A 13,019-nucleotide genomic window follows, 5' to 3' on the forward strand; every position below is an offset into this window, starting at 1 on the left:
AGCGGGAGAAGTAAGGGGTGCCACCGCCGGAGAAAACACTGGAAAGGTAAGCATGCGGTTAATTGATCTTGCCCGTAAGGTGCCCGGCGAACGACCAAGACCGCCCAGGTCAGAGCGATAAATACGGGCAGTACAGCGTTTCCGGGGCAGACCTGAAAATTGTTCGCCGACGCGAAAACGGGGAGAATAGAAGGCGGCCCTCGCCAGGGGGGAGGGACGAGGGCCGCCAGGGGTTCAGCCCCGGGGGGTCGGACTGAACCAGCCCGGTTCAAGACCGGGCCTGTTCACTGTAACTCCGTTAGCTATGAGTTGGCTGTGTGAGTGACACATACGATTCGATAACGGCACCCGAGGCCGTAAGCGAGCCGATGTCATCGATTTTCCGGCCGTCGCCACGACCGGTGTGCTGCCAACAACGCGGCGCGGTGCGCCTATCCTGATCACGTGGCCGAACCCCGCAGCGAAGAAGCACCCCGGCGCGTAGCCGCCTTCTTCGACCTCGACAAGACGATCATCGCGTCGTCCAGCGCGCTCGCGTTCAGCAAGCCGTTGCTGCGCGAAGGACTGATCAACCGCCGTGCGGCGCTGCGAAGCGCTTACGCGCAACTGGTTTTCTCGCTCGCCGGCGCGGACGCGGACAAGACCGAGCGGATGCGCGCCGAGGTTTCCGCGTTGTGCGCGGGCTGGGATGTCGCGCAGGTTTCCGCGATCGTGCGCGAAACCTTGCACGACGTAGTCGATCCGCTCGTTTACGCGGAAGCGACCGACCTCATCGCGGCGCACCTCGCCGACGGGCACGACGTGATCGTGCTGTCCGCGACCGGCGAGGAGGTCGCGGCTCCGGTCGCGGAGATGCTCGGCGCGACCCGCTGCGTCGCCACTCGCATGGAGATCGTCGACGGCCGTTACTCCGGCGAGGTCGATTTCTATTGCTACGGCGAGAACAAAGCCGTCGCCGCGAAGCAGCAGGCCGCCACGCACGGCTACGACCTCGCGGACTGCTTCGCCTACACCGACTCCAGCACCGACCTCCCCCTGCTGGAGGTGGTGGGTCACCCGCACGCGGTGAACCCGGACAAGCTGCTGCGCCGCACCGCGGACGAGCACGGCTGGCCGGTCCTCGCGTTCGAGCGGCCGATGTCGCTGCGCACGCGGATCCCGGCGAAGTCCGCGGGGATGGTCGCGCTCGGCGTGGGGGCCGTGGCGGCGGGCGCGACCTGGTACAGCCTGAGCCGGCGCCGCCGGTCCCGGGGCACCGGCGACTGAGCACCCGCGTGGCGGTACCAAAACGCCGGTTTCCGCAGCTAGGTCCGTTGCTGAGGGTGGTGTTGTCACCGGATCGAGCCTCTGTACCGGTGCACCCGTACGCGCACTTGAAGTGACCGCGCTCACGGCGTAGAAAGTAGGTGCGGACGTTGATTCGGCCAGGACAGAGGTAGAAGAGAAGCCTCTGTCACCCCGGGCAACCTCCGTGCGCGGACTCCGGGTACCCACGCGCAGCACGCCGCGGGAGGCTCGTCGTCTAGGGACTGCGTACCGGGACGCCGGACGCCGAGTCCATGAAGGTACGACCAGAGTTGCACGCTTGGTCGCCCGAGATGTTCGCGCTGACTGGCGGCACCCGTCCGGCCTCGGCTGACGGGCGCCGCCAGTGTTATGTCGGCACCTCGCGCAGCGGACCGAGCCGGGCTCGATGAAATCCGCGCGCAGACCGTCCTCCCAGGTGAACCCTCTCGTTCCTGCGCTCGGCCGATGGACAACCCCGTATCGCGGTGAGTAGCTTCCCGATACCGGTGCTGCCCGGTGGACGCTTCACGACCCGCGTCCGTACCCGCTGCGGCACGCGACACTGGGAGGCAATTCGTGACGAACCGACTCGCGCGCACGCGGAGGATGCAGGTGTTCGCCGTTCCCCTTGCGGGGGTGCTCGCCGTCGGGGGGCTGAGTTCCTCGGCGTTCGCGGTGCCGAAACAGCCGCAGCAGACACCCCAGCAGACGGCCGCGCGGCTCGACGCGGCGGCCGCACAGGCGCTGCGCGGCATGAGCCTGGAAGAGAAAGTGGGGCAGCTGTTCGTCACGTGGGTGAACGGCAAGTCCGCGGACGAGGTCAACCCGAAGAACCAGACCGACTTCGGCGTCGACACTGCCGCCCAAGCCGTGCAGAAGTACCACCTCGGCGGCGTCATCTACTTCAACAACACCAGCCGCGACAACTTCGACGACCCCACGCAGGTCGCGAAGCTGTCCAACGGCCTGCAGCGCGCGGCGATCTCCAGCGGCGCGCACATTCCGCTGCAGATCGGCACCGACCAGGAGGGCGGCACGGTGACGCGGATGGGCGCGCCCGCCACCGAGTTCCCCAACTCGATGGCCATCGCCGCCGGACGCGACACCGGCAGTGCGACCAAGGCCGCCACGATCCTGGGCCACGAGCTGCGCGCGGTCGGCATCAACCAGGACTACGCGCCGGACGCGGACGTCAACTCCAACCCGGCCAACCCCGTCATCGGCGTCCGGTCGTTCTCCGGACGACCCGACCTGGCCAGCAGTTTCGTGACCGCGGAGGTCAAGGGCTACCAGAACTCCGGGCCGGCGAGCCAGACCGTCTCGTCCACCGCGAAGCACTTCCCCGGCCATGGCGACGCGGCCACCGACAGTCACACCGGGCTGCCGAAGATCGACCGCTCCGAGGCGGACTGGCGCAAGATCGACGTGCCGCCGTTCAAGGCCGCGATCGCCGCGGGCATCGACTCGATCATGAGCGCGCACATCCAGTTCCCGAGCCTCGACCCGTCCGGTGAGCCCGCGACGCTGTCTAAGCCGATCATCACCGGCAAGCTGCGCGGCGAACTCGGCTACAACGGCGTCGTGATCACCGATTCGCTTGAGATGCAGGGCGTGCGGGAGCTGCACAGCGACGCCGAAATCCCGGTCCTCGCCTTGAAGGCGGGCGTGGACCAGCTGCTCATGCCGGTGCACCTGGACGTCGCGATCAACGCCGTGATCGCCGCGGTGAAGTCCGGCGACCTGCCGATGCAGCGGATCGACCAGAGCGTGCTGCGGGTGCTGAAGCTCAAGCTGAAGCGCGGAATCCTGTACTCGCCGTTCAACAACCCTTCGCAGGTCATGAAGAAGGTCGGCACGCCGGACCACCTGGCTACCGCGCAGGGCATCGCCGACCGGTCGGTCACCGCGATCGCCAACGACGCCGGAGTGCTGCCGCTCAAGCAGAAGCCGTCGAACGTGCTGGTCACCGGCTGGGGAGACACCACGACGCAAACGCTTGCCGACCGCTTCACCGCACATGGCACGAAGGCGACCGCGCTGGCCACCGGGCAAACCCCGACCGACGCGCAGATCTCCGAAGCCGCAACCGCCGCGAAGCAAAACGACGTCGTCGTGGTACTGACCAACAACCTCGGCGGTTTCCCCTTGCAGGGCAAGCTTCTTCAGGCGTTGATGGACACCGGCAAGCCGGTGGTCGCGGTCGCCGCGCAGATTCCGTACGACGCCGGGTACGCGAACCCGGTGCCGACCTGGCTCGCCACTTACGGCTACATCACGCCGTCGCTCGAAGCGCTCGCCAAGGTCGTGCTCGGCGAGACGAAGCCCAGCGGGAAGCTGCCGGTCGACGTCCCGGCCGGGGCAGACGTGCACACCGTCAAATACCCCTTCGGACACGGGCTGACCTGGTGACTCTCAATCGCAGGAATTTCCTGGCCGTTCCGGCGCTCGCCGTCCCGGTGCTGGCGAGCGGCTCGGCTGCGGCACAGGCGGCACAGGCGGCACCCGAAGCAGCGCAACCCGAGCTGGAGCGCCGGGTGCTCACTGGTGCCGAACAGCTCGCCGCGCAGGGCTGGCGTCCGCTCGCCGGACGCAAGCTCGGCGTGCTGTCCAATCCGACCGGCGTGCTCGCCAACGGCGACCACATTGTCGACTCGATGGTCGCGGCGGGCGTACGCCCCGTCGCGGCCTTCGGGCCCGAGCATGGCTTTCGCGGCAGCGCACAAGCCGGTGGCTCCGAAGGCGATTACACCGATCCGCGCACCGGCATCCCCGTGTACGACGCGTACGGCGCTAACGCGACGAAGCTCGCTTCGCTGTTCCAGAAGGCCGGACTGGACACTGTCGTCTTCGACATCGCTGACGTCGGCGCGCGCTTCTACACCTATATCTGGTCGCTGTACACGGCGATGGTCGCCGCAGCGAAGGTCAACGCGGCCTTCGTCGTTCTAGACCGGCCAAACCCCATCGGCGGACGACTGTCCGGCCCGGTGCTCGACCCGAAGTTCTCGTCCGGAGTCGGACTGAAGCCGATCGCACAGCAGCACGGCATGACTGTCGGCGAGCTGGCGCGGTTCTTCGCCGCCGAGTTCCTGCCCGGCGAAGGCGTGAAGCTGGCGAAGCTCGAAGTCGTCCAGGTACGCGGCTGGCGACGCGACAGCTTCTTCGCCGACACCGGGCTGCGTTGGGTCCTTCCGAGCCCGAACATGCCAACGCCGGACACAGCGCTCGTATACCCGGGCACAGGCATGTTCGAAGGCACAGTGTTCTCCGAAGGACGCGGCACGACACGGCCGTTCGAGATCATCGGCGCGCCCGGCCTCGACTGGCATTGGCGCGAAGAACTCGAAAAGCTCCATCTGCCGGGTGCGGCGTTCCGCGAGATCTATTTCGTACCCACCTTCGGCAAGTTCGTGAACGAGCCCTGCGGCGGCGTACAGGTCACCGTCGCCGATCCGCAGGCCTTCGACGCCATTAACACCACCGTCTCGATGTTCGTAACGGCCAAACGCGTCGCGCCCGACAAGTTCGGCTGGCGGCCGGACCGCATGATCGACAAGCTGTCCGGATCCGCGCGGCTGCGCACCATGGTCGACGCCGGCGCCGGGGTCGACGAGATCACCGGCGCTTGGCGCGCCGAACTCGCCGACTTCGCCCGCAGACGCCGCCCCCACCTGATCTATCGCTGAGGAGAGCGGTCATGCGTGCTAGGAAAGTGCTCGTCGCGACGTTGGCCGTCCTGGTCGCGGCCACGACGACCGCGGGAGCAGCCACGATCGACAACCGACACGGCTTCGCCGGGCGCTTCGACCGTCCGCAGCACGGGTTCGCCCCGGCGAGCACGACGCTGCGCGACGGCAGCCCGCGCGAGGTCAACCTCGATCCGCAGCCGATCCGCGACGCCGAGCAGTTCCTGAAGAGCTGGACCCAGCCGGACGACAGCGGGCATCCGCATTTCTCCGGCGCGGTCGGCCTGCTCGCGCACGACGGCGTAGTCGTGGACCGGTACGCCGTCGGCGGCGCGCTCCGGTACGCGGACGCCAAAGGCACCGAACTGCCGCCGGACCAGCAGGTTCCGATGCGCAACGACACCATTTTCGACATGGCGTCGATCTCGAAGCTCTTCACCTCGATCGCCGCGCTGCAGCTGACCGAACAAGGCAAGCTGGACGTCAACGCACCGGTCGTGCGCTATTTGCCGGAGTTCGGCGTCAACGGCAAGCAGGGCGTCACCGTGCTGCAGCTGCTCACGCATACCTCCGGCTTCGACGCCGACCCGTCACCGTCGCTCTGGCAGGGCTATCCGGACATCCCCTCGCGGCGCAAGGCAGTGCTCGACAGCCCGCTCAAGAACGCGCCGGGCAGCACGTACCTGTACTCCGACCTCAACATGCTCACCCTCGGCTTCCTGATCGAGAAGCTGTCCGGCAAGCCGCTGGACCAGGTGGTGCACGACCGCATCACCGCTCCGCTCGGCATGGTCGACACCGGGTACCGCCCGCCCGCGTCGAAGCTCGCCCGCATCGCCGCGACCGAGTACGAGACGAACCCGCCGCGCGGGCTCGTGCGCGGACAGGTGCACGACGAGAACGCCTGGTCGCTCGGCGGCGTCGCCGGGCACGCGGGCGTCTTCTCCACGGCCAGCGACATGGCCGTGCTCTCCCAGACCATCCTCAACGGCGGCAGCTACCGCGGGCACCGGATCCTGCGGCCGGACACCGTCACGAAGATGCTGACGAACTACAACCAGCGCTTCCCCGGCGACGAGCACGGGCTCGGTTTCGAACTGGACCAGCCCTGGTACATGGGCGCGCTGGCGTCGCCGGTCAGCGCGGGCCACACCGGCTTCACCGGCACCACGCTGGTCATCGACCCTGAGTCGCGCTCGTTCGCGTTGCTGCTCACCAACCGCGTGCACCCGACGCGCGACTGGGGTTCCATCAACACCGCTCGCCAGGTCTGGGCGACCTCGCTCGCGAAGGCGATGGCCGTGCGGCCGGTTCAGGGTCCCGACGCCTGGTACGCGAGCCTGGGAAACAACGGCACCGCTACGCTCAGTACCCAACCGCTTCCAGCAGGTGCACCACTTCGCGTGTCCTTCGCCGCTTTCGTCGATACCGAGGGCCCGAGCGACCCGTTACAGCTCGAATCGAGCACCGACGGGGTTAATTGGCAACCTGTTCCGCTCCAGGCCCGTGGCCCAGGTGCGCCCGGAGCCGAGACGGCCGCGCTCGGCGGACACGGGCACCGTTCCTGGTGGCGGGTGTCCGCCGAGGTGCCCGCGTCCGCGGCTACCTCGCTCCGGTGGCGTTACAGCACCGATCCGAATTACACGGGGCGGGGAGTTTCCCTCGACAGTGTGAAAGTCACCCAACGCGGCCAGGTCGTTCTCGATGGTGAGCGAAACCCCTCGGAACTGGCCTCTTCGGGATGGAAATTGAGCGCTCGGTAGGCACCCCGCCGCGCATTGCCACCTTCGTGTCCCCACTCAGTGGAACAAGACTCCTTCGCTAGACACACTTAGTTGCCAAGTCGTTAGCTTGAGGTCGTTAACACCGTGGACTCGGTTGGCGACTTTCTTGACAACGATTAATCGCAAACCGAAGTCCGCAGACACGGACGGGTTGTGGTTCTGCCGAAGGATGTGGGTAGCCTTGTCGCAAATGCCAACGGTTAGTAACTTTCCGACGGCGGATGATGCGGGATCCGTAATCAGCAGCGCACCCTCCGAGCACCTCGCAGGTCAGGCGACGGCGCGCGACGCGGATGCGAGCCCCTTGGTCCGCATTCGCTCGCTGCTGCCCGGACTCGCCCGGGCCGAGCAGCGGGTCGCGAAGGTTGTCCTGGAAGACCCGGCCGCCGTCGCGCGCCGCAGCATCACCGAGGTCGCGCTCGCCGCGAACACCTCCGAGACCACCGTTACGCGCTTCTGCAAGGCCGTCGGCGTCGGCGGCTACCCGCAGCTGCGCATCGCACTCGCCGCGGACACCGCTCGCACCGAGGCGCGCACCTCGCGCAACCTCGGCGGCGAGATCGGCCCTGGCGACGACCTGGCGTCCGTCATCGGCAAGGTCAGCTTCGCCGACGCGCGCGCCGTCGAAGAGACCGCGGACCAGCTCGACGTCGCCCAGCTGCAGAGCGTCATCGACCTCGTCGCCGAAGCCGGCCGGGTCGACGTGTACGGCGTGGGCGCAAGCGCTTTCGTGGCCGCTGACCTGCAGCAGAAGCTGCACCGGATCGGCCGCGTCAGCTTCTCCTGGTCGGACACGCACATCATGCTGACCTCGGCCGCGGTCCTGAAGCCGGGCGACGTCGCGATCGGCGTCTCGCACACCGGCGCGACCACGGACACCGTCGAGGCGCTGCGGGTCGCCCGCGAGCACGGAGCGGCGACCGTCGCGGTCACCAACTTCCCGCGCTCGCCGATCACCGAGGTCGCCGACCACGTGCTCACCACGGCAGCCCGCGAGACCACCTTCCGGTCCGGGGCGACAGCGAGCCGGATCGCCCAGCTGACCGTGATCGACTGCCTCTTCATCGGCGTCGCGCAGCGGCACATGGAGGCGTCGGTCAGCGCGTTGGACGCCACGAGGGACGCGGTCGGCTCGCACCGGCTCGGGGTCAGACCCGACGGTCGTCGTCGCCCGCGGGAAACCGGCAAATGAACCAAGAAGCGAGGATCTGATGTCCGTCCCCTGCCAGACGGTGCACGTCGATTCGCCCACCGAACAACGAAACCCGCGCACGGTGGACATCGACCTGATGTCCACCATGGGGATCCTCGGCGCGATCAACGCCGAGGACCGCCGGGTGCCGGACGCGGTGGCCGCGGTGCTGCCGCAGCTGGCCCGCGCGGTCGACTACGCCGTCGAGGCGCTGCGCGGCGGGGGGCGCGTGCATTACGTCGGCGCGGGCACCTCGGGCCGCCTCGCGACGCTGGACGCGGCTGAGCTGGTGCCGACGTTCAACGTGCCCGGCGACTGGTTCATCGCCCATCACGCGGGCGGCGAGAAGGCACTGCGGCAGGCCGTCGAGAACGCCGAGGACGACGCGGACGCCGGCGCGGCGGAAATCGCCCTGTCGGTGCGGCCGGGCGACTTCGTGCTCGGTCTCGCGGCCTCCGGACGCACGCCGTACGTGCTCGGCGCGCTCGCCGAGGCCAGCCGGATCGGCGCGCACACCGGGCTCGTCTCGGCGAACCCGCGCGCTGCGCAACCGCCTGGCGTGGACGTCCTGATCGCCGTCGCCACCGGTCCCGAGGCCATCGCGGGCTCGACCCGGATGAAGGCGGGCACGGCGCAGAAGCTGATCCTCACCGCGTTCTCCAGCGCGACGATGATCAAGCTCGGCAAGACGTACTCGAACCTGATGGTGAGCATGCGCGCGACGAACGCGAAGCTGCGCGGCCGCACCATCCGGATCCTGCAAGAAGCCACCGGCATGACGATGGCCGACTGCTCGGACGCGCTCACCGAAGCGGGCGGCGACCTCAAGGTGGCGCTCGTGCACCTGCTGTCCGGCAGCGACGTCACCCGCTCCGCCGAGGCGCTGTCCTCGGCAGGCGGGCACGTGCGCAAGGCGCTCGACTCGCTGCATCTGCGCGCCGGCTGAGCTTTACCCGATTGTCCGTGAAGGGCTTCTTGAGGGAATCTGATTCCCTCAAGAAGCCGCACGGCTTTCCGGCGAGCGAGAGGACGGCGATGACGCAGCGGTTCACTCGCGGCGGCCGTTGGTCGATCGGCGGCATGGCGGCAGTGGTCCTGCTGCTCAACCTCGTCGGCTGGGGTTTGCTCGTGCTGGTCGTCGCGCCAGAGCATTACGCGCTCGGCGCGGGCGGCACCTTCGGCATCGGCCTCGGAGTCACCGCGTTCACACTCGGCATGCGGCACGCCTTCGACGCCGACCACATCGCCGCCATCGACAACACCACGCGCAAGCTGATGGCCGACGGGCAGCGTCCGCTCTCGGTCGGGTTCTGGTTCTCCCTCGGGCATTCGACGATCGTCTTCGCGCTGTGCCTGCTGCTGTCGACGGGCGTCCGCGCGATCGCCGGGCAGCTGGAGGACGACGGTTCCGCGCTGCACGAGACGACCGGCCTGATCGGCACCTCGGTGTCCGGGATTTTCCTGTACCTGATCGCGATCATGAACCTGGTCGTGCTCGTCGGGATCGCGCGCGTGTTCGCCCGGATGCGCCGCGGCGAACTGGACGAGGCGGAACTGGAACGCCATCTCGACAACCGCGGCCTGATGAACCGGCTGTTGCGCGGGGCCACCAAAGCGGTGCGGAAGCCGTGGCACATCTATCCAGTGGGAGTCCTCTTCGGACTCGGTTTCGATACCGCGACGGAAATCGGACTGCTCGTACTCGCCGCGGGTGCCGCCGCGTTTGCCTTGCCCTGGTACGCGATTCTCGTGCTGCCGATCCTTTTCGCCGCCGGAATGAGCCTGTTCGACGCCGCCGACGGCGTGCTCATGAACTACGCATACGGCTGGGCGTTTGCCCGGCCGATCCGAAAGATTTATTACAACCTCACGGTCACCGCGCTTTCCGTGGCGGTCGCGCTCGGCATTGGGACCATCGAACTGGTGACGCTGCTCGCCGAGAAGCTCGGCATCACGTCCGGACCGCTCGCCGCGATCGCTTCGGTGGACCTCGACTACGTGGGCTTCGCGATCGTCGGGCTGTTCGTCGTCACCTGGTTGGCCGCGTTCGCGATCTGGAAATTCGGGAGAATAGAGGAGAAGTGGGCCGCGCGGCTGGGAACCGCCGACTGACCGCTCAGGGGGCACCGTGGAGGGACAACCGCTGATACTGGCGAGGGCACTGGCGCTCGTGCTCCGCCGCCGGACCGACGTGCCGCCGGACGGCGTCGCGATCCACTACAGCCGCACCATCCGCCCGATGTTCTGGGTGATGCTGGCGGTCAACCCGGTCGACATCGTGCTGGTCGAGGTCGTGGTGAAGTCGGTGCCGGTGCGGATCGCGTTGCTGGTGCTGGAAGTCATCGGCGCACTCGCGTTCCTGGCGCTCGTCGCGACGCTCTACAAGTACCCGCACTCAGTCAGCCGGGAAGGGCTGCGGGTGCGGTATCTGTCCTTCTTCGACCATCGGATCCCGTTGGCCAGCATCGATTCTGTCCGGCAGGCGAGCCGGTCGTTGAAGACACGCGGCGGCGTCAGCGTGCCCGAAGACGGGGTGCTGGCCGTGGGAATCAGCCAGGCGACCAACCTCTCGGTCACCCTGCGCGAACCGCAGCGGGTCGATCTCGGCCGCAAGGCAGGCGTCGAAATCACTCAGCTCGACCTCTGGGCCGACGATCCGCGGGCCGCCGTCGCCGCGATCCGGGACCAGCTGTCCGCGAGCGTGTGAAGCTGCCGGAGGCGGCGGTGGATCCCCTCGCCACCGCCCCCGGCAACACCCCCAGTGCACCTCAGAACGAGCCGACCGGCTGGCGGATCGCGGCGTTGAGCCGGTTCCACACGTTGATGCCGGCGATGGACAGCAGCAGCGACGAAAGCTCCTTCTCGTCGTAGATGTCCGCGGCGGCGTCCCAGACCTCGTCCGGGACCGGGTCGGTCCGGTCGGCCAGCCGGGTCACGTGTTCGGCCAGGTCCAGCGCGGCGCGCTCGGCGTCGGTGAAGTACGTCGATTCGCGCCACGCGCCGACGCCCCAGATCCGCTCGTCCTTCTCGCCCGCTTCCTTCATCTCCCGCGCGTGCATGTCGACGCACATGCTGCAGCCGTTGATCTGGCTCACGCGCAGGTGGATGAGGTGGTGCGTGGTCGCGGGCACGGTGCTGTCGTTCGTGGCCTTGCTCAGCGCCAGCAGCGCCTTCATCGCGTCCGGCCGCACCTGGATCGGGTGGGTCATCCGAGCCTGCATGGTGATCTCCTCCTGTCACGTCCGCCGCGTTCGGCGGGTCTTGCCAGTAGGACCCGGCCCGAGGAGAAGATGTGACAGTGCGGGACGAAAAACAGGACGAGAATTTTTGGGCGGCTCAGTTCGAGGAGCATCGGCCCAGGTTGCGGGCGGTGGCGTACCGGATGCTCGGTTCGTTCGCCGAGGCCGACGACGCCATCCAGGAGACCTGGCTGCGGGTGACGCGTTCGTCGGGCGAGGACGTCCGCAACACCGGCAGCTGGCTGACGACGATCGTGTCGCGGCAGTGCCTCAACATGCTGCGCTCGCGCGCGACCCGCCGCGAGGACCCGCTGGACGTCCGGGTGCCGGACCCGGTCGTGGAGACCGGGGACGGCGTCGATCCGGCGGAGCAGGAGGTCCTCGCGGACTCGGTGGGGCTCGCGCTGCTGGTGGTGCTGGAGGCGCTCGACCCGGCGGAGCGGCTCGCCTTCGTCCTGCACGACATGTTCGCCGTGCCGTTCGACGAGATCGCGACGATGCTCGACAAGAACACCGCCGCGGTACGGCAGCTGGCGAGCCGGGCGCGCCGCCGCGTGCGGGGCGTGACGCCCGCCGGTCCGGCGGATCGAGCCCAGCAGCGCAAGATCGCGGACGCCTGGCTCACCGCCGCACGCGGCGGCAACTTCGAGGGGCTCGTCGCCCTTCTGCACCCCGACGCTCTGCTGCGCGTCGACACCGGCGGGCTCGGCTCGAAGGTCGTGCGCGGCGCGGCCGAGGTCGCGGGCAGCGCGTCGCAGTTCCGCCCAGCCGGCCTGAGGTCGCAGTACGCGACTGTCAACGGCGGCCCCGGCATCATCGCCCGGCGCGACGGGAAGGCGGTTTCGGTGCTGTCGTTCACCGTGGCCGACGGGTTGATCACGGAGATCAACATCCTCGCCGACGCCGAGCGGATCGCGGCGCTGAACTTCTGAGATCAGCCGAGCCGGTCCAGGGCAGCTACCGCTTCGGCGGGCAGCTGCACCTGGCCGGCCGCGAGGTTTTCGGCGAGATGCGCGGGAGTCGCCGTGCCCGCGATCAGGAGCGTGCCCGCGTAGCGCTGCAACAGCCAGGCGAGCGCGACCTGCGCCGGAGTTGCGCCGAGTTCGGCCGCGACGCCGGTCACGACCGGATTATCGCGGACGTCCTGGCCCAGCTCGAACGCGGAGCCGAGCGGGAAGTACGGCACCCACGCGATTTCGTGTTCCCGGCACAGCTCCAGCACCGGTTCGGTGGCTCGGGCGAGCACGTTGTAGGAGTTCTGCACGCAGACGATCCCGACTTCGAGCGCGTGCCGGAGCTGGCCGGCGGACACGTTGCTGAGCCCCAGCGAGCCGATCTTTCCCGCGTCCCGCAAGGAAATCAGCTCGGCGAGCTGATCGTCGATGTCGACGAGCTGGTCGCCTTCCGCGATCAGGCCAGGCCCGGCGTCCGCGCGGCGCAGGTTGACCACGTCGAGCTGTTCGACGCCGAGCGCGGCGAGGTTGGCCTCGACCTGCGCTCGAAGCTGCTCCGGCTGTTGCGCGAGCCGGAGCCCTCGCGGCGATTCCTCGGCACCGACCTTGGTCACCACGACCAGGTCGTCCGGATAGGGCGAGAACGCTTCGCGGATCAGGTCGTTGCAGCGGCCGTCGCTGTAGAACTGGGCGGTGTCCAGGTGGTTCACGCCCGCGCTCGCCGCTTCGCGCAGCAGTTTCACCTGGTCAGCGCGGTCGGTTCCGGGGCGACCGAGTTGCATTACGCCGTAGCCGATCCGCGCGACCTCGTGGCCGGCGAGCTTCGCGGTGCCGCCTGGAGCAGTGGTTGCCGTCATGAGGAAAGACTCCTGCCGTGG

General features: G+C 68.4%; 11 protein-coding genes. 9 read left to right on the forward strand and 2 right to left on the reverse strand.

From position 1 onward, the window contains the following. The first annotated feature begins 444 nt into the window (after window positions 1–444). The 8 genes from A4R44_RS05620 (at window position 445) to A4R44_RS05655 (ending at window position 10,656) form a co-directional block, all read left to right on the forward strand. Window positions 445–1,266: an HAD family phosphatase gene (locus A4R44_RS05620; RefSeq protein ID WP_067576983.1), complete on the forward strand. Its 822-nt coding sequence runs from the start codon at window positions 445–447 to the stop codon at window positions 1,264–1,266. A gap of 627 nt (window positions 1,267–1,893) precedes the next feature. After that, entirely contained in the window at window positions 1,894–3,696 is a 1,803-nt protein-coding gene (locus A4R44_RS05625) for a glycoside hydrolase family 3 protein (protein WP_067576985.1), read from the forward strand. Beyond that, window positions 3,693–4,973: an exo-beta-N-acetylmuramidase NamZ domain-containing protein gene (locus tag A4R44_RS05630; protein WP_067576987.1), complete on the forward strand. Its 1,281-nt coding sequence runs from the start codon at window positions 3,693–3,695 to the stop codon at window positions 4,971–4,973. The genes A4R44_RS05625 and A4R44_RS05630 overlap by 4 nt, the downstream gene beginning before the upstream one ends. 11 nt (window positions 4,974–4,984) lie before the next feature. Continuing rightward, entirely contained in the window at window positions 4,985–6,736 is a 1,752-nt protein-coding gene (locus A4R44_RS05635; RefSeq protein ID WP_067576989.1) for a serine hydrolase domain-containing protein, read from the forward strand. Window positions 6,737–6,947: 211 nt separating this feature from the next. Next, window positions 6,948–7,949: a MurR/RpiR family transcriptional regulator gene (locus A4R44_RS05640; RefSeq protein WP_167545218.1), complete on the forward strand. Its 1,002-nt coding sequence runs from the start codon at window positions 6,948–6,950 to the stop codon at window positions 7,947–7,949. Window positions 7,950–7,965: 16 nt separating this feature from the next. Then, on the forward strand, window positions 7,966–8,895 hold the full coding sequence (locus A4R44_RS05645) for an N-acetylmuramic acid 6-phosphate etherase (RefSeq protein ID WP_093572536.1): 930 nt from the start codon (window positions 7,966–7,968) through the stop codon (window positions 8,893–8,895). A gap of 89 nt (window positions 8,896–8,984) precedes the next feature. Then, the gene (locus tag A4R44_RS05650; protein ID WP_067576995.1) at window positions 8,985–10,061 is read left to right on the forward strand and encodes a HoxN/HupN/NixA family nickel/cobalt transporter; all 1,077 of its coding nucleotides are present in this window, start codon (window positions 8,985–8,987) and stop codon (window positions 10,059–10,061) included. A gap of 16 nt (window positions 10,062–10,077) precedes the next feature. Next, window positions 10,078–10,656 carry a hypothetical protein gene (locus A4R44_RS05655; RefSeq protein ID WP_157904822.1) on the forward strand — a complete coding sequence of 193 codons (579 nt, stop codon included), beginning with the start codon at window positions 10,078–10,080 and terminating at the stop codon, window positions 10,654–10,656. A gap of 61 nt (window positions 10,657–10,717) precedes the next feature. On the opposite strand, the gene A4R44_RS05660 is transcribed toward A4R44_RS05655, so the two are convergent. Continuing rightward, entirely contained in the window at window positions 10,718–11,170 is a 453-nt protein-coding gene (locus A4R44_RS05660) for a carboxymuconolactone decarboxylase family protein (RefSeq protein ID WP_067576999.1), read from the reverse strand. 71 nt (window positions 11,171–11,241) lie between these two features. On the opposite strand from A4R44_RS05660, the gene A4R44_RS05665 reads away from it, so the two are divergent. Continuing rightward, on the forward strand, window positions 11,242–12,120 hold the full coding sequence (locus tag A4R44_RS05665) for a sigma-70 family RNA polymerase sigma factor (protein ID WP_067577001.1): 879 nt from the start codon (window positions 11,242–11,244) through the stop codon (window positions 12,118–12,120). Window positions 12,121–12,122: 2 nt separating this feature from the next. Here A4R44_RS05665 and A4R44_RS05670 read toward each other — a convergent pair whose 3' ends face one another. Further along, window positions 12,123–12,998: an aldo/keto reductase gene (locus A4R44_RS05670; protein ID WP_067577003.1), complete on the reverse strand. Its 876-nt coding sequence runs from the start codon at window positions 12,996–12,998 to the stop codon at window positions 12,123–12,125. Window positions 12,999–13,019 lie beyond the last annotated feature (21 nt).

Origin of the sequence: Amycolatopsis sp. M39 (genome assembly GCF_001651785.1) — a bacterium.
In the GTDB taxonomy this organism is placed as follows: Bacteria; Actinomycetota; Actinomycetes; order Mycobacteriales; family Pseudonocardiaceae; genus Amycolatopsis; species Amycolatopsis rubida.